The organism is Streptomyces sp. NPDC034111, from assembly GCF_055575375.1.
The window spans coordinates 1-21,451 of sequence record NZ_JBVIST010000008.1 but is presented as its reverse complement, the minus strand read 5'-3'; the positions used below and the strand labels follow the sequence as shown (position 1 = coordinate 21,451).

The 21,451-nt window shown below is 68.6% G+C and carries 23 protein-coding genes and 3 pseudogenes; 7 read left to right on the top strand and 19 right to left on the bottom strand.

The window, feature by feature from the left end:
• Positions 1 to 274 precede the first annotated feature (274 nt).
• Positions 275 to 772 carry an anthrone oxygenase family protein gene (locus tag ACZ55A_RS20105; protein ID WP_468841638.1) on the top strand — a complete coding sequence of 166 codons (498 nt, stop codon included), beginning with the start codon at positions 275 to 277 and terminating at the stop codon, positions 770 to 772.
• Here the strand turns inward: ACZ55A_RS20105 and ACZ55A_RS20100 are convergent.
• Positions 725 to 1,045: pseudogene (locus ACZ55A_RS20100) on the bottom strand (hypothetical protein); the annotation flags it as partial. The gene ACZ55A_RS20105 and the pseudogene ACZ55A_RS20100 overlap by 48 nt on opposite strands.
• 41 nt (positions 1,046 to 1,086) lie before the next feature.
• Between ACZ55A_RS20100 and ACZ55A_RS20095 the strand changes: the two are divergent.
• Positions 1,087 to 1,402: pseudogene (locus ACZ55A_RS20095) on the top strand (nitrate reductase); the annotation flags it as partial.
• An 86-nt stretch (positions 1,403 to 1,488) separates the two neighbouring features.
• Positions 1,489 to 1,704: pseudogene (locus tag ACZ55A_RS20090) on the top strand (ArsC/Spx/MgsR family protein); the annotation flags it as partial.
• Positions 1,705 to 1,723: 19 nt separating this feature from the next.
• Here the strand turns inward: ACZ55A_RS20090 and ACZ55A_RS20085 are convergent.
• The 3 genes from ACZ55A_RS20085 to ACZ55A_RS20075 form a co-directional block, all read right to left on the bottom strand.
• A complete protein-coding gene (locus ACZ55A_RS20085; protein ID WP_468841636.1) occupies positions 1,724 to 2,020 on the bottom strand; it encodes a 2Fe-2S iron-sulfur cluster-binding protein in 297 nt (98 codons plus the stop codon).
• An 88-nt stretch (positions 2,021 to 2,108) separates the two neighbouring features.
• Positions 2,109 to 2,630, bottom strand: coding sequence for a DUF4396 domain-containing protein (locus ACZ55A_RS20080; protein WP_468841634.1), 522 nt, complete (start codon positions 2,628 to 2,630; stop codon positions 2,109 to 2,111).
• Positions 2,631 to 2,897: 267 nt separating this feature from the next.
• On the bottom strand, positions 2,898 to 3,974 hold the full coding sequence (locus tag ACZ55A_RS20075) for an alpha/beta fold hydrolase (protein WP_468841632.1): 1,077 nt from the start codon (positions 3,972 to 3,974) through the stop codon (positions 2,898 to 2,900).
• Between the two features lie 366 nt (positions 3,975 to 4,340).
• Between ACZ55A_RS20075 and ACZ55A_RS20070 the strand changes: the two genes are divergently transcribed.
• Positions 4,341 to 4,550 carry a hypothetical protein gene (locus tag ACZ55A_RS20070; RefSeq protein ID WP_468841630.1) on the top strand — a complete coding sequence of 70 codons (210 nt, stop codon included), beginning with the start codon at positions 4,341 to 4,343 and terminating at the stop codon, positions 4,548 to 4,550.
• 195 nt (positions 4,551 to 4,745) lie between these two features.
• On the opposite strand, the gene ACZ55A_RS20065 is transcribed toward ACZ55A_RS20070, so the two are convergent.
• From ACZ55A_RS20065 to ACZ55A_RS20025, 9 genes are all read right to left on the bottom strand, one after another.
• Entirely contained in the window at positions 4,746 to 5,051 is a 306-nt protein-coding gene (locus ACZ55A_RS20065; protein WP_468841628.1) for a hypothetical protein, read from the bottom strand.
• A 47-nt stretch (positions 5,052 to 5,098) separates the two neighbouring features.
• Positions 5,099 to 5,260, bottom strand: a complete 162-nt coding sequence (locus ACZ55A_RS20060; RefSeq protein ID WP_468841626.1) for a hypothetical protein — start codon at positions 5,258 to 5,260, stop codon at positions 5,099 to 5,101.
• 150 nt (positions 5,261 to 5,410) lie between these two features.
• Positions 5,411 to 5,641 carry a hypothetical protein gene (locus ACZ55A_RS20055; protein WP_468841625.1) on the bottom strand — a complete coding sequence of 77 codons (231 nt, stop codon included), beginning with the start codon at positions 5,639 to 5,641 and terminating at the stop codon, positions 5,411 to 5,413.
• A 96-nt stretch (positions 5,642 to 5,737) separates the two neighbouring features.
• Positions 5,738 to 6,127, bottom strand: a complete 390-nt coding sequence (locus ACZ55A_RS20050; RefSeq protein WP_468841623.1) for a recombinase family protein — start codon at positions 6,125 to 6,127, stop codon at positions 5,738 to 5,740.
• Positions 6,124 to 6,501 carry a DUF6415 family natural product biosynthesis protein gene (locus ACZ55A_RS20045; protein WP_468841621.1) on the bottom strand — a complete coding sequence of 126 codons (378 nt, stop codon included), beginning with the start codon at positions 6,499 to 6,501 and terminating at the stop codon, positions 6,124 to 6,126. Before ACZ55A_RS20045 ends, ACZ55A_RS20050 begins: the two co-directional genes overlap by 4 nt.
• An 88-nt stretch (positions 6,502 to 6,589) precedes the next feature.
• Positions 6,590 to 7,816, bottom strand: a complete 1,227-nt coding sequence (locus ACZ55A_RS20040; protein ID WP_468841619.1) for a helix-turn-helix domain-containing protein — start codon at positions 7,814 to 7,816, stop codon at positions 6,590 to 6,592.
• A gap of 400 nt (positions 7,817 to 8,216) precedes the next feature.
• Positions 8,217 to 8,585 (bottom strand): beta/gamma crystallin-related protein, encoded by a 369-nt coding sequence (locus ACZ55A_RS20035; protein WP_468841617.1) that lies wholly within the window; start codon positions 8,583 to 8,585, stop codon positions 8,217 to 8,219.
• Positions 8,586 to 8,604: 19 nt separating this feature from the next.
• On the bottom strand, positions 8,605 to 9,519 hold the full coding sequence (locus tag ACZ55A_RS20030; RefSeq protein ID WP_468841615.1) for a hypothetical protein: 915 nt from the start codon (positions 9,517 to 9,519) through the stop codon (positions 8,605 to 8,607).
• A 118-nt stretch (positions 9,520 to 9,637) separates the two neighbouring features.
• A complete protein-coding gene (locus tag ACZ55A_RS20025) occupies positions 9,638 to 10,054 on the bottom strand; it encodes a peptidase inhibitor family I36 protein (protein ID WP_468841613.1) in 417 nt (138 codons plus the stop codon).
• 652 nt (positions 10,055 to 10,706) lie between these two features.
• On the opposite strand from ACZ55A_RS20025, the gene ACZ55A_RS20020 reads away from it, so the two are divergent.
• A complete protein-coding gene (locus ACZ55A_RS20020) occupies positions 10,707 to 11,675 on the top strand; it encodes an AraC family transcriptional regulator (protein ID WP_468841611.1) in 969 nt (322 codons plus the stop codon).
• Positions 11,676 to 11,993: 318 nt separating this feature from the next.
• Positions 11,994 to 12,749, top strand: a complete 756-nt coding sequence (locus tag ACZ55A_RS20015) for a transposase family protein (RefSeq protein WP_468841609.1) — start codon at positions 11,994 to 11,996, stop codon at positions 12,747 to 12,749.
• Positions 12,750 to 12,884: 135 nt separating this feature from the next.
• Here ACZ55A_RS20015 and ACZ55A_RS20010 read toward each other — a convergent pair whose 3' ends face one another.
• The 6 genes from ACZ55A_RS20010 to ACZ55A_RS19985 form a co-directional block, all read right to left on the bottom strand.
• Positions 12,885 to 13,448, bottom strand: a complete 564-nt coding sequence (locus ACZ55A_RS20010; protein WP_468841607.1) for a GNAT family N-acetyltransferase — start codon at positions 13,446 to 13,448, stop codon at positions 12,885 to 12,887.
• Positions 13,449 to 13,716: 268 nt separating this feature from the next.
• Positions 13,717 to 14,373: a class I SAM-dependent methyltransferase gene (locus tag ACZ55A_RS20005; protein ID WP_468842060.1), complete on the bottom strand. Its 657-nt coding sequence runs from the start codon at positions 14,371 to 14,373 to the stop codon at positions 13,717 to 13,719.
• A gap of 499 nt (positions 14,374 to 14,872) precedes the next feature.
• Positions 14,873 to 15,772, bottom strand: a complete 900-nt coding sequence (locus ACZ55A_RS20000) for a carbohydrate ABC transporter permease (RefSeq protein ID WP_468841605.1) — start codon at positions 15,770 to 15,772, stop codon at positions 14,873 to 14,875.
• Entirely contained in the window at positions 15,769 to 16,932 is a 1,164-nt protein-coding gene (locus ACZ55A_RS19995; RefSeq protein WP_468841603.1) for a carbohydrate ABC transporter permease, read from the bottom strand. Before ACZ55A_RS19995 ends, ACZ55A_RS20000 begins: the two co-directional genes overlap by 4 nt.
• 6 nt (positions 16,933 to 16,938) lie before the next feature.
• The gene (locus tag ACZ55A_RS19990) at positions 16,939 to 18,183 is read right to left on the bottom strand and encodes a sugar ABC transporter substrate-binding protein (protein ID WP_468841601.1); all 1,245 of its coding nucleotides are present in this window, start codon (positions 18,181 to 18,183) and stop codon (positions 16,939 to 16,941) included.
• Positions 18,184 to 18,307: 124 nt separating this feature from the next.
• Positions 18,308 to 19,363 carry a LacI family DNA-binding transcriptional regulator gene (locus tag ACZ55A_RS19985; protein WP_468841599.1) on the bottom strand — a complete coding sequence of 352 codons (1,056 nt, stop codon included), beginning with the start codon at positions 19,361 to 19,363 and terminating at the stop codon, positions 18,308 to 18,310.
• 121 nt (positions 19,364 to 19,484) lie between these two features.
• On the opposite strand from ACZ55A_RS19985, the gene ACZ55A_RS19980 reads away from it, so the two are divergent.
• Positions 19,485 to 21,451: amylo-alpha-1,6-glucosidase (locus ACZ55A_RS19980; RefSeq protein WP_468841597.1), on the top strand; the 1,967-nt coding region annotated here is incomplete at its 3' end.

Sequence of the window (21,451 nt, the reverse complement as noted above, 5' to 3'; positions counted from 1 at the left end):
ATCACCCCGCCACATGTCCACATCCATGACCTGACCACGGAGCAGTCGCCTGAACGACCGGACAAGCCCCAACTACCGCAGGTACCGAGGGCCATAAAAGACGGTTCTGGATGCCAGAAGATCACGATCTTGGACTTATAGCGGATACCCCGCAACCCTTGAATCCATGGAGATGCCGCAGAACCCCGCGCTGGTGGCAGCCCCGGCACCCTGCTCATCACCTACCAGAGCCGACCACACGCCCCCAAGAGCCAACGCACTGGAGCCGACGCACATGCGCATCAGACTCGTCCACGGACTCGCCCTGCTCTCCACCGGCCTCCTCACCGGCGCGTTCGGCTACGGCGCGGCCAATCTCGTCCCCACGTTCAATGCCGTACCGCTCGACATGCGGCTGTCGTTCCATGCCGAACTGATGAAGATGAACGGCATCACCATGCAGGCGGCGATGGGCACGGCGTTCCTGAGTTCCCTGACCCTCGCCGTCCTGACAGGCGGCCGCGCCCGTCTGATCGCGGGTGCGGGAAGTCTGCTGACCCTCGCGTCCTTCCTGATAACCCGGTTCGGCAATGTGCCGATCAACGGGCAGATCAAGCGATGGGCGGTTACCTCAGCCCCGGCCGAGCACGCGGAGATCCTGGGGCGCTGGGAGTTGTTCAACAACATGCGCACGCTCACCGCCCTCGCAGCCTTCGGCCTGCTGATCGTCCTCGCCGTCCGTGGCCTACGTCCGGTCACCCGCCCCGTACATGATCGGGCGGACAAGACCTAGGCGCAGCTCGCGTCGAGCTGGGTCGTCGCGCAGTTGCCGTACGAGCGCGGCGCGGTGCAGCTCGGCGACAGGAGCGACGAGATCCGGGTGGCGCAGCAGCGCCGCCGCCCGGCAATCGCGGTCGTCGAGCCTGGTCAGGCGGCGGAAGTCAAGGCTCACCCCCGCGGCGTGCTCACACCTTGCCAGGGCGGCCACCGCCTCGTCGGCGAGCTCGGGGGTGGTGAGCAGACACGCGGCCCAGCTCGCCACGACCTCGTCGACCCAGCTGCGCCACGGCGCCTGGGAGGCATCGGGCGGCACGATAGAGGTGTGAGGTGGGACCTTCACCCGATCGCATCGCGGAGCCGTGGGGGACGCGTACGCCGTATGGGCCGGGGGAGGAGTGGCCGGTCCGGGTGGACACTCAGCTTTCGGACGGTGTGACCGAGCACGACGTCGAGCGGTGGGTCCCCACGACCTCACTGCTGCACCCCAACCGGTCGCGATGGATGTGGCGGTCGGGGCAGGCCGGATCCTGGGCGTCCGAGGCTCCGAGGCCGGCCCGGCGACCGGGTCAACCGAGGGCGGCCCGGTCCCAAGGACCTCTTCGGCTGGCAGGCGAATGCCGCCGCGGACCGGCTCACCCGGCCGTAGGTGCGGGAGGCGGGCCGGCTGACCGAGACGGACTGGACCACTGCACTGCCATGGAGCGGATCGCCGCCCACTCGCGGCATCTGCTGGCGCTGGAGCCGTGGGACATCACACGCATCGGCGAACCGGCCGCAGCGGAACTGGGCCTCGCGGCGTGGCCGCGCGAAACGGGAGACCGTATCCGGTGAATCGAGGCGCTGGCCGCCCACCCCTCGCTGATTCAGCGGCCGATCATCACCGCCGATGACGGCACAGCGGTGCTGGGCCAGTCACCGGAGTCGGTGCGATCAGTCCTGCCGTAGCCCGGGACATCTCCAGCGCCTACCGCGGACCGGTGAACCGCTGTGCGGCCTCGGGCTGACGCTCACCCAGGGGTGGGGCGCGCCTAGCCCTGGTCGAAGTCCAGCGTGACGCCCGGCCCGGCGGATCGGGTGCGGCAGGCCAGGGCGAGGCCTGCTTCTGCGTCGGTCGGTTCGAGGTCGCTGGGATCACGGTGGATGGGGCCGCGGATGACCTTTGGCGCAGGCAGGTGCCGCAGAGGCCTTCCTGGCAGGAGTACGGTACGCCGAGTCCGGCGCGAGGGCTGCGACCAGGAGGGGTTCGACCCGTCGGGGTCATTGACGGCCATCGAGTCCCGGGAACGCAGTCGCGCCCCGGACCTCCCCGCCGTACGGGACGTCCCGGGCGCGGTCCCGGTATGGCTGGGTCAGTGGTAGGCGTGGACGACGGCGTGACCCTTGCCGCGGCCGATCATCCACTTGTTCACCGGGGTGGTGATCAGGAAGGCGACGCCGAAGCCGCCCAGGAGCGCCGACCAGAACAGCCCGTCGGACAGGTGGGCGTCCATCGCGCCGGGGACCAGGGCGATGATGCCGTTGTCGATCAGCTCCATCACGGCGATGGACACGGTGTCGGCGGCGAGCGCGACCTTGATCGCGGTTTTGATGTCCAGGCCCGCCCGGCGGACCGCGAACAGCGTGAACGAGTAGCCGAACACGAAGGCGAGCGCGATCGCCAGGACCATGGTCTCGACGTTGCCCCACATCAGGGCGGTGCCGATGACCATGCCGAGGATCTCGCCGATGGCACAGCCAGTCAGGCAGTGCAGCGTTGCCTTCGCCGCCGTGGACCACGAGGCCCCCGACGCGTGCGGGCCGTGCTGCCCGAGGTGATGCTGATGTGTGGCGTGGTCGTGTGCGGTACCGGTGTGGTGCGTGCTGGGCTCCATGACCGTCATCCCCATTCCCGTCCAGTGTGACCCGCTGCCGGGCCTCCACGCAGCCCAGAACTACATACCCCGGCGGGGTATTCCGTTTGGGTGTGCCCTGTGGGGCGGGCGCTTTTGCCCGCCCCACAGATGCCGCGATCGGCTCTCGTCAGTGGAGTTCCTTGTTCTTCCGGGGGATGCTGCGGCGATCCTGTGTGGTCAGCGGTTCTCGTTGGTCTCGTCCGGGGAGCAGTGGCAAGCGCGTCGAGCTGCTGCACCACCCAAGCCTCAAACTCGGGAGACTCTACGGGAGCCGTCGGCCGGGATGTCCGGCCTGCGTTCGGGGCCCGAGCAGGACACCGGACCGGCGGGCGGGTTTCCGTTCATGAGGTAGTCGGTGACCTTCGGGTCCACGCAGGCGGTTCGGCGGGTCAGGTACTGCTCGTGGTTTCCGTCGTCGACGGAGATCAGCACGTCGTCGAGCCGCTCAGCCATGGCCGCTTCGCCTTCGTACGGCGTCTGGATGTCGCGCTTGGCCAGGACGACCAGCCCGCGAGGGTAGCCGTCGCGCTTGATACGGGTCAGCTTCTCCGGCGGGGTGAACGACCGGAAGGTGGAGGGCTGGGGGAGGTAGCCCATCATGCCGAAGCCGTAGGGGTAGTGGTCGCGGTTCTCGCGGACGTCCTTGCGGTAGGTCTCCAGGTCGCTGGGCCACTTGCCCTCGGCGAGGATGGTGTCCGTGGCCCGGTCGACGAGTTTGCGTTCCTTGGACTCTTCCTGAGGGCGTTCGTCGGGCCCCGCGCCGTCGGGCGCGGGTGCCTTGCGGCCGGTGCTCTGATCGGGATCCGGTTCTTTGCCGTCGCGCAACGCGGCAACGCGCTCGGCCAGTCGGGCCCACTGCGACAGCAGACGGGCGTCGCCCATCCGCAAGTCGAAGGTGCTTTGACTCCAGCTCCCCACGGGCTTACGAGCCAGCCGTGCCGAGACCGTCTCGACCGTTTTCAGCACCTTTTCGCGCGACGTACCCAGCCCGAGTGCGCGGTTGCGTCGGGCCGCCCACTCGGCCCACTCCTCGACGTTGCGGCGCTCCGCCTGCGACTTGGAGATCATGTACGACTGTCCGGTGCCTTCCAGGGGGAGGGAGGAGTCGAGGACGCTGCGGTCCCGGTGGGGCCCGAACATGCTGCCGTAGACGGCGCCGAGGTAGGTGCCGTAGGAGTAGCCGACGTAGTTGATCTTCTTCTCGCCGAGGGCGGCCCGGATGACGTCCATGTCCTGGGCGGTGTTACGGGTGTTGACGCCTTGTTCGTGCTCGGGCGGCGTGAGCCAACGTAGGAACCCGATGTGCGCAGACAGGGGCAGCAAGTGACCGGTCTATGTGCGTTGTCTTAGGGGTGCAAGTCAGCGGTGATATCCCGGCGCGCTCCACCGAACGAGTACTTGCCTCTGCCTCCGATGAATCTGCCTCCGATTAAGCAGCCTGCGGCAGGGCACTGCGTCCTACCCGTCGTACTCGTCAGCCATGGCATACACCCGCCGGTTTACAAGCATGTGGTTGTGCCGGAACCAGGCATGGTCCGCGTGGCTGCTGGTGTGGTGCCGAGGTTGGGTGCCGACGGGCCGTTACCCGCAGCGCGCATGCCCGCCCTACGCCGAAGTCGACGCCCGTACCCCTCCGGCCGCACCTCCGGTCCACTCGGTGCACTTCGCGCTGGCCCAGGAGGCCCGCCGATGACCCTGGTCGACATCACCAAGCCCGCCACGGCAGATCCGGCCCGGCCGATGTACACCGAGCGCGCCGAGCTGGTCCTGGCGCTGCCGGACAGCCGACCGCTGGCTGCGCTCGGTCTATGCAGCCGGACGCGCTGCAGCACCTGGCCGCCGCCCTCGCCAGCTTCCGCGGCGAAGTCAGCTAGACGGCGGACATCTGCCTGGACCTGATCCCGGTGAGTGAGCGTCGCCTGGCTCGCCGACGCCGAGCGCTGCGCCGTCCCGTACCCACGTAGCGCGATTGCTGCTCCTTGCCGACGCGTTCGGCGTGCCCCTGTCGGCGCTCGTCCGGGATTCGTAGCTGGCTGCCCGGTGGACTGGCAGGTCTGGCTTCGCCCCGTGTGTTCAGTGCGGGGTATGGAGCGATCAGCCCATGCGCCCGCAACTCTGGCAGATCCAGTTGCTCTCGCCGGTAACTTGCCCGTTCTCATCCACCTCGTAGGTCTTGTACTGCGTTCCGCCGCATTTCCCGCATCCGCGGGTCTGGATTTGCTGGCCCATGTCGGGCTCCTCTCGCAATGAGGGCGCACGGCTTCCGCCGCTCAGAGCTATCGCGTAGTCGAGCAGGTCCAACGTCTCCCGTCGGCCGCGCTCGCGGATCTCGATGTCCTCGGCCGTCTCGCCCTCGTACGCGACGCGGCCGCAACGGCACCAGTGCCGGTCGTCGTACACACCTGGAGGGGTCATCTCTGCCCGGCACTCGGGACATTGCATATGGATCACTCCTCGACGTGCCCGCAGCGGGCGCACACGGAGATCGGTCGTCCGTCCCGGTCGCGCTGGCCCCACATCGTCGCCTGGCAGTGCGGGCATCCGCTGGTCTGGATGCCGTCCGGGCCGAGTGGTGGCGGCTCCGGGGTGGCGTCCACGTATGAGATCACTCTGTCTCGGTCCGGCGCGCTATCCCCTGCCATCCGCAGCATGGTGGCCAGCCGAGACCGCGCTTCTTCGGCGAAGGTCCCCATGCGGCGGAGGGTATCGAGTGCGCGGGAGTCTCACAGCTACCTCCAGTCGGATTACACCCGTGGGTGTCAGTACTTCTCTGGCTGTGCGGCCGGCCTTCCCGCTTCGGTGTTCGGTCCGGGCGGTTGGAGGCCGTACCGCTCGGCGCACGCCTGGTGCGCGGTCGCCGGAAGGCCTGCTGCCTGCTGCCAGCGGGCGGCGGGCGGGACAACCACCCGCGTCATCTCGTCGGGCTGCACGGTGTGAGGACAGACCACGCACCAGATGCCGCCACCAGGAGGAGACGGGGTGTCAGTCATGGTCGCTCCTAGCGATGCCGACGGCCAGAAGCAAGGTGAGCGAAGCCAGGCAGGTCAGGTACGTGGCGACGCGAACGGGATTCAGCCGCTTGCGCGTCACGACCCCCTCACCACCAGCGCCTCACGGCTGCGACGGTCCGACTCGCCGAACGTGGTGATCGTCCACCCGCCGGCCTCAACGATGCGCTGCTGGAGCACCAGGCGGTGAGTGGGGTCGGTCGCCAGTCGGCCCCAGTTGTGGATCAGGCACAGCACTTCGCGGCGCGCGGCCTCTGTCTGCATCAGGTTGAGCATCGCGGCCAGTTGCGGCCGGTGCGGGGTCAGCGCATCGGCGCCGCGGTCGAGCCACGGGCCACCGCCGGCCAGGACCCAGCCCATGCCGTCCGCGTAGTTGTGGCAGCCGATCAGTCGGAGGTCGAGTTCGCGGCGGGTGCGGCTGGCGCACCGGTCGTAGACGAACACCAGCGGGGCCATCTCGTCAGTCACCGGCGGCCCTCCGCGGCGTGCCGGGCCAGCAGCCACTGGCAGTCCCGGGCGAGCTGGTGCACCTGGACCTGAGCCGACAGTGGCCCAGGGCCGAGGCCCTGCCGGGTCTGCCGCTCGATGCCATCGAGCCGGGCTGTCAGCCGGTGCGCCTCGATGCTGCCGGCCCACAGTCGACCAACTGACTCCCGCGACAGGGGCAGCAGGAGGCCGATGTGGTCGCGCAACTCCCCGTCCAGGACGGCCATTGCGTCGAGGTCCACCGGGCCGGAACCGAGAACCAGCGCCCGCCGGATCGTCCGCTTGATGGTCTCCGCGTCGACCTGCTGCGCCGCACCAGGCGGTACTGATGGGCTGTCCTGCGAGACTGGTTGCACAACGAACCCCTGGCGTCTGAGATGACCTGCATCACTGACGCTAGGGACTGCTGAGTGACACAAGGACTACAGGTTGTAGCCCCAGAGGTCACACGACCCCGAGACGGATACCCAACTCAGCCAACTGGCCGCGCTTCTGAGTACGAATCATGGTGCCCACCGTTTCCCGTACGCCGGCGTGCATCCTCGTAGCCTGGGGCGCCAGCCGCTCAGCCCGCAGAAACGCATCCAGCGCCAGGTCCCTCTGCCCGTTGTAGAAGTGGGCCCGCCCCACGTCGATGAAGTGGTGTGAACGGCGCTCACGGCTGTACGACTCCGGCAGCTTGACGTCCTTCGCGCGGTCCACCGCAACCCGCCCCTGCCCCAACTCCACCGGCAGACTGACACCCCAGATCGCCACATTGGTGGGCCCGAACTGCAGGTGCCAATCGTCCCGGTCCTCGCCGAGCACATCAGCAGCCTGCACAGCACGCTGCCAATGACGCTCCGCCGCCGCCTTCTCCGACGCACGGGCATGGTTCAGCGCCGCCTTCAGCTCGAACGCGCCGCGCAGAGAGACTGCTTCGGCCGACGCCGCCGAACGTTGAGTCAGTTGAGCCAAAGCCTCGTCGATGATCGCGCCGGCTTCGTCGTGCTCTCCGATGTTCAGGAACTCCCCGGCGTCGTACCAACGCGCCGCCAGCACCCGCAAGGGGTCGCCCGTGGCCTCCGCAGACCACAGCACACGCTCGGTCGCCAGCGTGGCGTCCGAGACGTGGCCGAGCTTGTACAGGTACTGCATGGCGCACTCGTAGGCCGTAGCCAGCAGCGAATAGACGTCCCGGCGCTCGGGCCCCTCCGTTACCTCGGCCGCCACCTGAAGATCCCGCAGAAGCGCCGGCAGCGTCCCACCAGCCTGAGCCAGCCGTGCAGCATGCCGATCGGAGTTCGCCGCGGTGCTGCGCACCCGCAGCTCGTCCACGTCGACGCTCGCTACCTCTTCGTCGCTGGGGCGAGTCGGCCGACCGTGACGGAGCAATGCCCGTCGCACCGGTGCCACCGCGGCCATGGCGGCTTGTCCCTCAAGGTCTGCCTGGGGCGGGATGACAGGGCCACCGGTGATCTCCGTGGGGTGACAGTCGAGCGCCCGGCACAGCGGCAGGATGGTCGCGGGCCTGTCCAGGGCGCGGCGCCCCTGCTCAAACGCCTTGATGGCAGAGAGGCTGTAGCCGGTCTCCGTAGCGAGGCGCTGCTGCGTCCAACGGCGCCTCATACGGAGCCGCGCCAGACGTTGGCCGTTGCTGTCGCCCCCGTGGGTGTCGGTGAAGTACGCCATAATGGGCCTCCATTCTGACCTCAGCACTCAGAACGGTACGCCGTGGCAGGGCCCGGAGCGTGGCCAATGCCCCTCGCGCTGCACGCCTGGGGCCGATTTCATGTGCGTTTGTCAGTGGCTGCCCGTACGGTCCCCGGCATGGCGACCCCCTGCGGCCCCGACGCCATCCCCGCCGAGGCTCACCGCGCGATACGCGAGTTCATGGCCGCCCGCACCGGCGGGCCGTGTGGCCGACGAGCAGGACGCATACGAGCAGCTGCTCAGAGCATGGGTCGCGGCCGTTCGTTGGTGCGCTGGGTCGACCCGTGGGGGAGTGGCGCTCGCCACCGGTGACAAGAACACCTCCGACCCACCCCGCTACGGGACGTGCCGGCCGCGGATCTGTGGACGTTACCCGCTGTCAGCGAAAGTGGAGGGAGCCCGTCTTGTCGCCCATGCCGACATCGCCGAAGTGGGGCTCCGACTCGCCCGGTGCCAGGGAGAAGCGGACGCCGTGGTAGCCGGCGTGCTGGTAGAAGGTGACGGTGCGCTTGCCGACGTTCTTGGCGGAGCCGATGCGGTCCCAGCCGCGGGCCGCCAGATTCGGCACGCTGCGGGTAAAGGCCGTGTGCTTGCCCCTGAACTTGGGGTGCTTGAAGACCTCGACTTTTGCCCTGTCGGCCTTGAGCGGGCCGGCGGCTGCCGGGGATCCATCGGCGGTTGCCGGCAGCGCGGCGCCGAGGGTGAGTGCGGCGGCGGCGCCCGCAGCGGCCATGCGACCGATACGCATGATGAACCCCTTTGGACGGCTAGTGGTCGGACACATGAGGCGGGTGAGGGGTGCGACCCTCGCGGGTCAGGACGCGGCGGGCAGCTGCCAGCCAGCGGTCCTTGCGGGCCTTCGCTTCGCGCAGGCGGTCGGTGTTCTGCTGGATCAGGTGGTGTTGGATGCGGGTCTCGGCGGCTGCCCATACCGTCATCACCTTGCTGGACCGCTGGCAGGCCGCGTCGGCACGGGCGGTGACGCGCTCGGCCGGTGTGGGTTCGGGCGTCTTCCAGCGCTCGCTGACGGCGGCGGCCATGGGGTCGGGGTAGTCGAAGCCCGCCTTGGCCATGCAGGTGTGCCATCTGCGCAGGGCGTCGCGTACGTCGGGGGCCTGCCGGGAGGTTCTCAGGGCGGTGCCGGTCAGCTGGTTGAAGACGTGGTAGTCGGGTGGGGCGGTGTCGCCGACGAGTTGGTGCTGGGCGGCCTTGAGGCAGCCGCCCTTGCCGGAGGGGCCGTAGGCCGCGCGCTGTACCTCGGCGGGGAGCGCCTCGCGCTCGTCCCAGGCACGGTTCCGCCGTACCACCGACGGCGCGTCGGGGGGCGGGTGGTACCCGTAGCGGAGGGCTTCCGCCTCGCCGGTTCCGTAACGGCCGAGGTTCGGCGGCTCGATGTCCTGGGCGGCCACCCGGGGCAGGGTCTTCCACTCCATGCCCAGCTCGTTCATGCACCGGCGCATGAGGATGTCCTGGGCGTCCTCCACGAGGTGGGTCTCGGCATCCGTCGATGCATAGGCGTCCAGCGGCAGCCTCAGCTGCCCGGTCTGCCGGTTTGCGTACGGTGGCTGCGCGGTGGTGTGACGGGCGGGTGCGGGCTTGTCTTCCACCGCTGTGCAGGCAACGGCGCTGGTGGCCAGGAGCAGCGCGAGTGCGGTGGCGGCCCGTGCCCGGGAGAGCGACATGGTTGCCTCTCGGAGTGCGTTGCGCGGTGTGCGTCAGGCTGGGCGGGGTACGGCCCTGGGCGCCGCGCCGCACCCTGCCCGTCAGCGACTCGCTGTCAGCAAAGATCAGGGCTTGCTGTCAGCGGAACCTGATGGAGCTCGTGGTGTCGGACATGCCGCGGTCGCCGAAGTGCGCCTCCCGGTCGCCCGGCGCCAGGGAGAAGTGGGCGCCATGGAACTTCTTTTCCGAGTAGAAGGTGACCGTGCGCTTGCCCTGGTTCTTGGCGGAGCTGATCGTGTCGTTCCAGCCGTCCTTCTTCAGATCCCACATGTCCTCAGTGAAGGTCGTGTTCCTGTTCTTGTACTTGGCGTCCTGGTAGACCTTGACCTTCTTCTTGGCCATGAGCGCCCCGAGGTCAGCGGTGCGGTGGGAAGCCACCGCGTGGCACCGCCCGGCCGACGGCTGAGCGTCGCCGGCAAAGGCCGGCAACGCGACGCCGAGCGAGAGCGCAGTGGCGGCGGCGCCCGCAGCGGCTATAAGACGAATACGCATCATGTCTCTCCTCCAACTGGTTCTTGTGCGTTGGCGTGATCTACTGGCGCGCGCGATCTACGTGCGGTGTCGACCGGAACAGACTCCCAAGCCCTCAAGGACACGTCGTTAGCAGAGAGACCACAGCCCTTAGCACACAGACCACACCTCCCTGACAAGGCATCTACGCAGCAAGCAGGGATCACCGACCCGAGGCCGGGCCTGATGGTCTGCCGTCCCCCTCTCCGCAGTCCGGCCAAGACGGCTCGGTGCCAGGTGGTCGGCGGGACGTGAGTCACCCGGGGGAGTGGCACGTCCTACCGGAGCGGTACCGGCGGAGCCGGCGAGCCGAAGGCGGGAGTCGGCGTGTGTCGCGAAGCGAGACGTCTGTGGGCCGATGCACTCTGCGCGGTCGAACAACGATCGGGCTTCCTGCGGGGCATGAGCCGTGGTGATGCCGGGTCCGGGGAACGGGCCACGGAGGGGCCGAGTTCCGGTCATCCCGCGAGCGGAGGGGCGAGCCGTCGTCAACAGCGGGCGCGGCCGTGCCAACCTCCTGGGTGAACAACAGCCGGAACCGCATGGCGAGAAGCGCTCCGTGATGGGCCGTCACCGGGGCACCGACGCGGAGTCACGGCATGACCAAAGAACGCAGCCTCACCCATGGGGGAACACGATGACGCTGGAGACGGTCTTCCGCAGCAGTGACGTGCCGACGGCCGACCGGTTCGATGTCTGGCGCGAACACCTGGCCACGACGATCTGCCCGATGGACACCAGCAGCGAACACTCCGGTGACTTCGACGGTGAGCTGCGCCGTCTCCAGCTGGGGTCGCTGTCGATCGTACCGACGAAGGTCCAGCCGGTCACGGGACTGCGGACACCCAAGTTGATACGGCAGTCCGACCCGGAGTGCTACACCCTCGCACTCCTCCTGCGCGGAACCCTGGGAATCCGGCACGCCGGCCACGAAGCGGTACACGGCACACAGCAGATGTACGTCGTCGACACCTCACGCCCCTGGGAGACCGTCGCCGGTCCGCTGCAATCAGTGGGATTCTCGATACCCAAGGGGCTGCTGCCGCTTCCCCCCAACCGTGTTGACGGCCTCCTCGCCCGCCCCTTACCCGGTGGGGAAGGGATCGGCGGACTACTCGCACAGTTCCTCACCGGCCTGACCACCAACACCACGCGCTACCAGGCCGCAGACGCCGCCCGGCTGAGCACGGTGGCCCTGGACCTGCTCACCGCCACCCTCGCCCACCACCTGGAAGCCGACGACCAGGTGCCCCCCGAAACCCACCGGCGCGCTCTGACCCTGCGCATCCAAGCCTTCATTCACCGACACCTGGCCGACCCGGACCTGCGGCCCCCGATCATCGCAGCCGCGCACCACATCTCCACCAGCTATCTCCACCGCCTCTTCCGACACGAAGAGACCACCGTCTCGGCCTTCATCCGCCGGCAGCGCCTCGAACGCGCCCGCCGCGAACTCGCCGACCCCACCTGGCGCACCGCCCCCATCCACGCCATCGCCACCCACTGCGGATTCCCCCGCGCAGCCGACTTCACCCGCGCCTTCCGAACCGCCTACGGCCTCCCGCCCACCGACTACCGGAAGGCAGCCTGCCCCCCAACCGAGTAGCCGCCGCCGGGGCGACCATCGCTACCACGCAACCGCGACCTCATGAGAATCGGCAAAGCGGTACTTCTTCCTGCGGTGAGACGCAGCGTGCCTAAAGGGAGGGAAGGGCACACCGAAAGCCACGGCCGCGGAATCCCAATGAGCGGCTTTGCAGGTGAGTCTCAGCAACCGCTTGTCCGTTGTCTCCTCTGTCTGCTCTCAATGAGCTGATTCCTACCTGACTTCGGTGTCCGTTAGCTGGGCAGCTCGGCAACGCGATGAAGCGCCGGGTAGGAGGTGTCACGACCAGGATCCACCGCGCCCTGTCAGGAGCTTCGTGTGCTTGTGTACCCGTCGGCGATCGATCTGTCCACCGCGCGGCTGCGCCACCTGAGCCGCGAACTCGCAGCCCGTCGCCGGGAGATCGGCACCCGGTGGCGGCGGTTGACTGCAGGACGCCAGGCCCTGCTCACCCTCGCCCACCTGCGGTGCGGTGATCCCTACGCACAGCTTGCGGCCGGGTTCGGCATCGGGATCGCGACCGTCTACCGCTACATCCGCGAAGCGATCGAGGTCCTGGCAGCGCAGGCCCCCATGCTCGACGAGGCGATAGCGACGGCCCGCACGAAGGCGTACGTGATCCTGGACGGCACCGTGCTGGCGATCGACCGGATCGCCGCCGACCGGCCCTACTTCTCGGGCAAGAAACGGCACCACGGCATGAACGTCCAGGTCTTGGCAGACCCGCTCGGACGGCTGCTGTGGGCCTCGCCCGCACTGCCCGGCGCCACACACGATCTGACCGCGGCACGCGAGCACGGCATCATCGACGCCCTCACCGAGGCCGGTCTCAAATGCTGGGCCGACAAGGCATACCAAGGCGCCGGCCGCCTTGTCCGCGTCCCGTTCAAGGGATGCGAGCTCAAGCGGTGGCAGCGCCGCCACAACACCACCCACGCCAAGATCCGGTGCGTCGGCGAACAGGCCATGGCCACCCTCAAGAGCTGGCGACTCCTGCGCAAGCTCCGCTGCAGCACCAACCGGATCACGGGCATCGTGAAGGCCGTCCTCACCCTTCACCTCACGTCCGTGTGAGAAGGGCTCACTCCGGCAGGGACACAGGGGATGACATCGCCCTGCCCGCCGTACGCCGGCAGCGGACGGAGACGACCTGATCCGTAGGAGCGGTCCCGGATACCGCCTGGTGACTCGATGCCGCGCAAACCAGGGCTACTTCTGCTTCCACTGCTCCTGGGTGATCTCGTACCGTACGCCCCCGTGCTCGGAGCCCTCGATCATCTCCATGTCGGAGGGGATGGGGATGTTGTCCGTGAGCGTCATCTTGAGCTTTTCCATGATGTTGCGCGAACCGTGGTTCACGGACATCGTCTCGGCCCAGACCATGCGCACACCGAGCTCAGTGAATGCCTTCGCCAGCAAGCCTCGCGAGCCCTCGGTCGCATAGCCCTTGCCCCATGCTGCCTGTCGCAGTCGGTAGCCGAGTTCGACTTCGTCCAGCGGGCCCTCTGGTTGTGGACGGCAGTGGAACCAGCCGATAAATGCACCGCCGTCCCTTTCGTGCGCGGCGAAGAGCCCGAGTGCGCCGTCCCACCGCTCGTAGCCGGCAAGGATGCGCGGCAGGTATTCCTCTCGGACGACCTGCGGCGCGGTCGGCTGGCCGCCGGTCAGGTAGCGCATCACCGCCGGGTCGCTGTCCAGCTCGATCAGCAGGTCGGCGTCATCGGCGGTGAAGTGCCGCAGGACCAGGCGCTCGGTCTCCAGATAGGCATCCATGAGTAGATCATGACTGGGGCAAGCCGGGCAGCCCAACGGATTTCCTCGGAACCTCGAGAACTCTGCTGCTTCCAAGACTGCACTGCGACGCCCCGTAATTCCCTCACACTGATGTGAGGTGAAGACAGAGGACGGCCTTCACTCGCGTCAGCGTGAGAGTGGAAAGAGCTCAATGAAGTTGGTCGACGACATGCCTGTTGAGCTGCGCAGACTGGATTGAGTGAGACACCCGACTCGGTCCGTTCGGCAGGGTGATCTTGGTGTCCGCTCAATGGCGATGCCATACGAGCGTGTAGCGCCAGAACAGTCGACGACGCAGTCGTGCGCCGGGCAGCACGTCATGGGACTGACTGACGATGTCGGAAAAGCTCATGTCCGCTGGTCGGGTCAGGGCGGTCATCGAGACCGGCCGGGGTACCCTGCGGCCTTTGTTCTTGAGCCAGCCTGTGGCTGCATTCAGCGGGCTGGCGGCCGCGCCGAGCAGATAGTCTCCGGCAGTCTGCGCCCGGGACAGGCCGACGACCACCAGGGTTCCTCCGGGGGCCAAGTGCTTGCGGAAGACAGTGAGAGCTTCGGTGAAGGGCAGATGGTGGATGGTGGCGACGCAGGTGATGACGTCGTAGGAACTGGCGGGGATCCCGGTCAGCGCATCTGCGACCGTGAAGGTCGCTGGGGTTGACGGAGAAGTCAGCCTCTGCGCCTGGGCTGTGATCACCGGGTCGGAGTCGATTCCCTGGACCTCGTTGGCGCGTGTGGCCAAGCGCCGGACCAGTGCGCCGCTGCCGGAGCCGACGTCCAGCGCACTGTCGAAGCGTTGGGGAAGTTGCCGCATGAGCCACCGGTGGTAGTGGGCGTTGTGGTCCCAAGGGTAGGCGGCATTGAACTGGTCGAGCGCTCGGAGGACTCGCTTCGAGAGGGGCGTCATGTCGTCAGTCCACCAAGTCCCTTGTTCCTGCGACACCTCGATCGAGGAAGTGTTGGCCGAGTCGACGTGCTTGGGTTGTGCGCGGTCTTGGACGCAGCGTCTGATGAGGGCGTACGAGATCGAGGTCTCGTGTTCCTCCATGAGCTGGACCCAGATCGCGCCGGGCCCGTGGCCTGCTTCGATCATGGAGTCGATGAGGTTCTGGACGGGATCGATGGCGGTCGGCCGCCGAGGCAGAGGTTTGCGTGGCGGGGTTCGAGGCCGACCAGGGCGGCTCGAACGGTCCGCCAGGTAGCCCTTTCACGCCCGAGCACACCACCGCAACTCCGCCACCGGATTGAGGAGCATGCCTTCGCGCCGCCGTGGGCCAAGTTCAACAGCCGGGAGGTGGAGTGGGCGGTCAGCCTGCTGGGCCTCGGCGACGCCACGGTGTCGGCGATCGCGTGGCGGCTCGGGTCGGGGGTCGGGGCAGCAGTCATCGGGTGGTTGCGGGGCTGGGCTATTCCTTGACGGCGCCTGCGTTGGCGCCTTGGACGAAGTAGCGCTGGAAGGAGAAGAACAGGGCTGCGACGGGGAGGGTTGCCAGGAGGGCGGCGGCGAGTTTGAGGGGGTATTGGGTGCCGCCGCCCAGGCTGCCGGAGACGAGTCGTGCGAGGCCGGTGGTGAGGGTTTCGTACTGGCTGGACTGGGTGGCTACGAGGAAGTGGGTGAATTCGTTCCATGAGCCTTGGAACGAGAGGATGGTGAGGGTGAGCAGGGCGGGGCGGGCCATGGGCAGGACGACCGACCAGAAGGTGCGGAAGATGCCGGCGCCGTCGACGCGGGCGGCTTCTTCGACTTCGCGGGGGATGGATTCGAAGAACTGTTTCATGATGAAGATGCCCGCTGCGTCGACCATCAGCGGCAGGATCATGCCGGTGTAGGTGTCGAAGAGGCCGAAGGTGTTGAGCACCAGGAAGCGTGGGATGAGCAGGGCCACGCCGGGCACCGCGAGGACGGCGAGGATGAAGGCGAAGAGCAGGGTGCGGCCGGGGAAGCGGAGGCGGGCCAGGGCGTAGCCCGCCATCGAGTCGAACAGCACCCGCCCGGCCGTGACCACGACGGCGATGAACGCCGAGTTGCCCAGCCAGCGCAGGAAGGGCACGCCGTCGCCGGCCTGGCTGAGGCCGAACAGGCGCTGGTAGGCGGCGGTTGTGGGGGTGGTGGGGAGCAGCCCGAGGGGGTGGCCGGCGGCATCCGGGTCGGTTTTGAATCCGGTGACGACCTGGATGACGAACGGCATGAGGTAGAGCAGTCCGAGCGCGGCGATGGTCGTGTATCCGAGGATCCGGAGGGGGAGGGGGAAGCGGCCGAGGACGGGGCCTCCCGGCTCCCGGGAGGCCGTGGCCTTGGCGTTCATCGGTTCCTCCGGGGACGGGTGGTGCGCTCTCGCAGCAGGAAGCGTTGCAGGGCGGTCATGGCCAGGATCAGGGCGAGCAGGATGAAAGCGATGGCGGCGCCCTGTCCGTAGTTGGCGTCGTCGAAGGCGGTTGAGTAGGAGAGGTAGGCAGGGGTGAGGGTGGTGTTTCCGGGGGCGCCCTGGCTCATGACGTAGACCTGGTCGAAGACTTGCCAGGTGCTGATCAGGCCGAGGGTGAGGACGAGGAAGAGGACGGGCCTCAGCGCGGGCAGGGTCACGTAGCGCAGCATCTGGAAGCGGCTCACGCCTTCGAGGGCGGCTGCTTCCTCCAGTTCGCGCGGGATGTCCTGGAGGGCCGCGAGGAAGATCAGCATGAAGGTGCCGGAGGTCGTCCACACGGCGAGCAGGATGATCGTGCACATCGCGACGGACGGTCCGGACAGCCACTCGAACCAGGGCAGTCCCATGAAGGAGTGGTCGGCCAGGGCGCCCGAGTGAGGGGCGGTGTCGATGATGCCGAGTCCGCCGAGCAGGAGGGAGAGGACTCCGCGGGGGTCGTTGAACCAGCTCGGGCCCTTCACCCCGATCCAGGACAGTACGGTGTTGACGGCGCCGCTGCCCTGGAACAGGAACAGGAAGATCGTGGAGACCGCGATCGAGCTGGTGACCGAGGGGAAGAAGAACACGGTGCGCAGGGCGCCACGGCCGCGCACGATCCGCTGGTTGACGAGGAGCGCCAGCCCGAGCGCGAGGACGGTCTGCAGCGGCACGGTCAGCAGCACGTAGTAGGCGGTGTTGCGCAGCGAGGTGGCGAAGAGGGTGCGGTCGAGGCCGTCCTGGGTGAGCAGGGCCCGGTAGTTGTCGAGTCCGACGAACTTCGCCTGGCCGCTGAACGGGTTGGACTGCCCGTCCCAGTGCAGCAGGCTCACCCACAGCGCCATCAGGATCGGCAGGACCAGGAACAGGCCGAGGATGAGCACCATGGGGCTGACGAACAGCCAGCCCCAGGCGCCTTCGCCGCGGCGCCCCACACGCGGGGCGGGCTTGGTGGGGGGCGCCGCGGCCGGGCCGGCCTTGCCGGGCGGGTCAGGGGCGCCCGGCAAGTCGGCCGTCTGGGAGCTGCCGCCTGCTGCCGTAAGGGTGGTGTCACGGGGAGGCATGGTGGCTCAGTGGCCCTTCGTGAGGGCCTGTTCGCCGTTGCGCTTCAGGTCGGCGAGGATCTTCTTCGGGTCGGCGGTGGCCAGCCCGGCGAGGTCGGTGTTGAACTGGGTGAGGACCTTGTCGAAGCCGGCGACGGTCACGGGGCCCTGTGCGTAGGCGCTGGCGTCGGCCCACGCCTTGGCGGAAGGGTTCTGCTTCGCGTACTGGGCCTGGGCGCTGGTACGGGAGGGCATCACGCCGAAGGCGGCGGCGTTCTTCAACTGCTGTGCGCTGGAGGTCAGATACTTCACGAGGTCCACGGCCGCCGCCCGGTGGGAGCTTTCCTGGGCCACGCCCCAGCACTGGCTGAAGGCGAGCGTGCCCTTGCCGGCCGGACCGGCGGGCAGCGGGACCACCTTGTACTTCACATCCGGGAAGTCGGCTTCCATACCGCCGGTGAGCCAGTTGCCCTCGATGGTCATGGCGGCCTTGCCCTTGCCGAGGGCCTCGCCGCCCCAGTTGGTGTCGACCTGGCTGGCGTACTTCATCGAGCCGGACTTCAGCAGCGACTGCACGTAGCCGAGCGCCTCGGTGTTCTGCTTGCTGGCGGCGGCCATCTTCGTCTGGTCCGCGTTGGTGATCCAGCCGCCGGCTTGCTTCATGAAGACGCCGACGCGCGCGTACTCGCCGTTGGTGACCAGCCCGGTGACGCCTCCCGAGGTCAGCTTGGCGGCGACCTTCTTCAGCTGTGCCCAGGTGGTCGGGTAGTCCTTGGCGGTCAGACCGGCCTTCTTCCACAGACGGGTGTTGATCGCCAGGGCGAGGGTGGAGGTGTCCTTGGGCAGGCACACCAGCTTCCCGTCATGGGTGAAGGAGGCGCGCAGCTGGGCGGAGAAGTCCTTCGCGTCCGTGATCTGGTCGCCGTAGGGGTACAGGGAGCCGCCCTTGGCGTAGTTGGCGAACTGGGCGGAGTCGACGTAGAAGGCGTCCGGCGGCTTGTGCCCGGTGAAGGACTGGGCGAGCTGCTGGTTGATGTCCTTGGCCACGTCCACGGTGACGGTGTGGCCGGACTGCTTGGCCCAGGCGGCCGCCGCCTCCTTGACGGCCTTGGCCTCGGCATCGCCCGAGGAGGCAATCAGCACGGAGAGGTGCTGCTTGCCGCTGGAGTCCTGCGCCGTCTTCTTGTCACTGTCGAAGCTCGACGAGCAGCCGGTGACGGCAAGGAGTGCCGCGCAGGTTACGAGTGCCGCTGCGGCCGTACGGTTGACCATGGATTCCTCCGAGGGGATCGGGGTGGTACAGGCGGCTCCACCCGGGCGTGCACAGGGGCGTGGGCCCGGGGTGTGGGGTGGAGGAGACGGGCGTTTCGGGTGAGGGCCGGCGGGCTGGTGGCGCTTACTCGCCGGCGGTGGACGTTGAGGTGGTGCTGTCGCGGACGACCAGGGACGGCTCCAGCAGGAGGCGCTCGGGCGGTGCGTCGGGGGCGGCGATCCGGGCCAGCAGCAGCCGTACGCACTCCCGGCCGACGTCTTCCAGCGGCTGGGCGACGGAGGTCAGGGCGGGCGAGAGGATCTCGGCGGTCGGCGAATCGTCGAAGCCGACCACGGCGACGTCCCCTCCGGGCAGGGCGCCGCGTTCGCGCAGCGTCTGGTAGCAGCCGAGCGCCAGCATGTCGCTGGCCGCGATCACCGCGGTCGCGCCCCCGTCCAGGAGAGGCTTCACGGCGGCGCGGGCCGCGTCGATGTCGTTCACGCTCTGCCCGCGCCGCCCGCGGGTCGGCAGCCCGTGCCGACGCATGGCCCGCTGCCAGCCCTCGGCGCGGTCGTCACCGGCGCCGGAGGTACCGCGCTCCCAGCCCAGGAAGGCGATCTTGCGGTGCCCCTGGGCCACCAGGTGCTCGACCGCGGCGTCCGTACCGCAGGCGCCGTCGACGTCGACCCAGTCACCGATCTGCCGCCCCGACCACATCCGACCGAAGCCGACGAAGGGCACGCCCCGCTTGGCAAGCCATGCCTGGCGCGGGTCGCCGCGGTCGGTGCCGCTCAGGACGAAGCCGTCGACCTCGTGCTGGTCGAGCAGTTCCTCGTATCCGTCCAGGGCCGGGCCGCCGGGCGGGCAGGCGAAGAGCAGGATCCGGTAACCGGCCTCGTCGGCAGCCTGCGACAGGGCGTGCAGGAACCGGTCCAGGACGGGATTGCTGGACGGCGCGGGCTGGATGCCGTAGCCGATCAGCTTGCTGGAACGGGTGCGCAGCGTCTGCGCGGCGCGGCTGGGGCGGTAGCCCATCTCGTCAATCGCGCGGCGGACCCGCTCCAGGGTCTCGGGCCGCAGCATGTCCGGCGAGTTGATCGCGTTCGACACGGTCTGCGGTGAGACCCCGGCCCGGGCGGCGACCCTTGCGAGGGTCACCGGGCCGCCCTGGGCCGATGGGCGTTTGCTGGAGCGGGGCATGCGGCTCTCCGACGTGCAGAGGAGGTGCGGACTTGGTTTTAGCGTTCCAAAGTCGTTGTCAGCGCTCTGAAGAGTGACTTAATGTCTTTGGAACGTTCAAACGCTGAGAGGTTCTACTTCCTTGGACACCAATGTCAAGACCCAGGACACCAACGACCCGGTCACGGCACCCCCGTCCACGGCCGCGGGCCTACAGCCGTTCCTGCATGACGCGGTCATCACGCTGCATGCGCCGAGCCTCGTGATCTCGCATGCAGACGGGCAGCTCAGCGAGGGTGCGGACGGCTTCTACCACGGCGACCGCAGAGCGCTGTCCTGGCTGACCGTCGCGGCTGAGGGCATCGCTCTGGCCCCGGTCCAGGGCGGATTGCGAGGAGCGGATCGCGCAGACTTCCGGGCGATCCTGCGCGGCCTCGGCGAGACCACCCCGGACCCGGCGGTCGCCCTGCACCGGCGTCGCCGCACGGCGGCCGGCCGGCTGGAAGAGACCTTCGAGGTCACCAACGCAGGTATCAAGCACGTCACCCTCCAACTGACGGTGAGCGCCGCCACGGACCTGGCCACCATGGAGCAGGTCAAGTCCGGGCAGATATTCGAGGCGGTGACGCCGCAGGCCGCGGACACCGGCGGCAACGGTCTGTCCTGGAACGACGACGACTTCACCGTCAGCCTGCTCAGCGAGCCCGCCCCGGACACGCTCGAGGTGCCGACGGGGCAGCTGTCGTACGACATTGACCTCCACCCCGGTGCCTCATGGAGCGTGACATTGAGCTGCACCGCGGCCCACGCGGACGGCGACCAGTTCCCGGCCCCGCCCGAGGACCAACTCCCCTGGCGCAGACCGGTGCTGCGCAGTGCGGAACGCGGCCTCGACCGGTGGCTGGAGCAGTCACTCGCCGACCTGGACCGCCTGAGACTGACGGACCCGATGTCACCTCACCCGGACCGCCCGGACCAGTTCCTGGCCGCCGGCGCCCCCTGGTTCCTGACCCTCTTCGGCCGGGACTCCCTGTGGGCCGCCCGCATGCTCCTCCCGCTCGGCACCGACCTGGCCGCCGGCACCCTGCGCACGCTCGCCCGCCGCCAGGGCGCCGTCACCGACCCGACCACGGAGGAACAGCCCGGCAAGATCCTGCACGAAGTACGCCGAGGCACCCTCCAGATCGCCGACCAGCTCTCCCTCCCGCCCCTGTACTACGGCACCGTGGACGCCACCCCCCTGTGGATCATCCTCCTCCACGACGCCTGGCGCTGGGGCCTGCCCCCTCAGGAGGTCGAACAGCTGCTACCGCACGCCGAGTCGGCGCTCGCCTGGATGCGCGACCAGGCAGACGCGAGCGGCGACGGCTTCCTCAAGTACGTCGACCACACCGGCCACGGCCTGTCCAACCAGGGCTGGAAGGACTCCAGCGACTCCATCCGCTACCGCGACGGCCGCCTCGCCACCGCACCGATCGCACTGTGCGAAGTCCAGGGGTACGCCTACGAGGCGGCACGGGGCGGAGCCTCACTGCTCCGGGCCTTCGGCCGCCCCGGGGCCGATGAGTGGGAGGAGTGGGCCGAGCATCTGGCCGACCGCTTCCGCAAGCACTTCTGGGTGGAGGACGCGCAGGGCCCCTACCCGGCGGTCGCCCTGGACGGTGATGGCCGACCAGCGGACGCGGTGACCTCGAGTTTCGGGCACCTACTCGGCACGGGCCTGCTCAACGAGGAGGAAAGCGCCCTGCTGGCCGCCCGGCTCACAGGGCCCGACCTCGACGCAGGCCACGGTCTGCGCACACTGAGCAGCGACTCGGTGGGCTTCAACCCCTACGGCTACCACACCGGCTCGATCTGGCCGCACGACACCGCCATCGCCATACACGGCCTGGTCAGGGCCGGCTTCCCGGACGCCGCTGCGTCTTTGGTGGAGGGGCTGTTGGCTGCTTCGGTCGCGTTCGATGGCCGCTTGCCGGAACTCTTCGCCGGTCATGGCACCGAGGCTGGCGACAGTCCCGCGCCTTACCCGGCGTCCTGCCGACCCCAGGCTTGGGTGGGTGGTTCGTCGGTGTTGGTGTTGTTGGCTGCGGTTGGTTTGGGTGTGGATGT

What these genes read in the sequence shown, in the direction of transcription:
- ACZ55A_RS20105 (WP_468841638.1), top strand. Translation starts at nt 275, where the DNA reads ATGCGCATCAGACTCGTCCACGGACTCGCCCTGCTCTCCACCGGCCTC.
- ACZ55A_RS20085 (WP_468841636.1), bottom strand. Translation starts at nt 2,020, where the DNA reads ATGACCCCGACGGGTCGAACCCCTCCTGGTCGCAGCCCTCGCGCCGGA.
- ACZ55A_RS20080 (WP_468841634.1), bottom strand. Translation starts at nt 2,630, where the DNA reads ATGGAGCCCAGCACGCACCACACCGGTACCGCACACGACCACGCCACA.
- ACZ55A_RS20070 (WP_468841630.1), top strand. Translation starts at nt 4,341, where the DNA reads ATGACCCTGGTCGACATCACCAAGCCCGCCACGGCAGATCCGGCCCGG.
- ACZ55A_RS20055 (WP_468841625.1), bottom strand. Translation starts at nt 5,641, where the DNA reads ATGACTGACACCCCGTCTCCTCCTGGTGGCGGCATCTGGTGCGTGGTC.
- ACZ55A_RS20040 (WP_468841619.1), bottom strand. Translation starts at nt 7,816, where the DNA reads ATGGCGTACTTCACCGACACCCACGGGGGCGACAGCAACGGCCAACGT.
- ACZ55A_RS20035 (WP_468841617.1), bottom strand. Translation starts at nt 8,585, where the DNA reads ATGCGTATCGGTCGCATGGCCGCTGCGGGCGCCGCCGCCGCACTCACC.
- ACZ55A_RS20030 (WP_468841615.1), bottom strand. Translation starts at nt 9,519, where the DNA reads ATGTCGCTCTCCCGGGCACGGGCCGCCACCGCACTCGCGCTGCTCCTG.
- ACZ55A_RS20025 (WP_468841613.1), bottom strand. Translation starts at nt 10,054, where the DNA reads ATGATGCGTATTCGTCTTATAGCCGCTGCGGGCGCCGCCGCCACTGCG.
- ACZ55A_RS20020 (WP_468841611.1), top strand. Translation starts at nt 10,707, where the DNA reads ATGACGCTGGAGACGGTCTTCCGCAGCAGTGACGTGCCGACGGCCGAC.
- ACZ55A_RS20010 (WP_468841607.1), bottom strand. Translation starts at nt 13,448, where the DNA reads ATGGATGCCTATCTGGAGACCGAGCGCCTGGTCCTGCGGCACTTCACC.
- ACZ55A_RS20005 (WP_468842060.1), bottom strand. Translation starts at nt 14,373, where the DNA reads ATGACGCCCCTCTCGAAGCGAGTCCTCCGAGCGCTCGACCAGTTCAAT.
- ACZ55A_RS20000 (WP_468841605.1), bottom strand. Translation starts at nt 15,772, where the DNA reads ATGAACGCCAAGGCCACGGCCTCCCGGGAGCCGGGAGGCCCCGTCCTC.
- ACZ55A_RS19995 (WP_468841603.1), bottom strand. Translation starts at nt 16,932, where the DNA reads ATGCCTCCCCGTGACACCACCCTTACGGCAGCAGGCGGCAGCTCCCAG.
- ACZ55A_RS19990 (WP_468841601.1), bottom strand. Translation starts at nt 18,183, where the DNA reads ATGGTCAACCGTACGGCCGCAGCGGCACTCGTAACCTGCGCGGCACTC.
- ACZ55A_RS19985 (WP_468841599.1), bottom strand. Translation starts at nt 19,363, where the DNA reads ATGCCCCGCTCCAGCAAACGCCCATCGGCCCAGGGCGGCCCGGTGACC.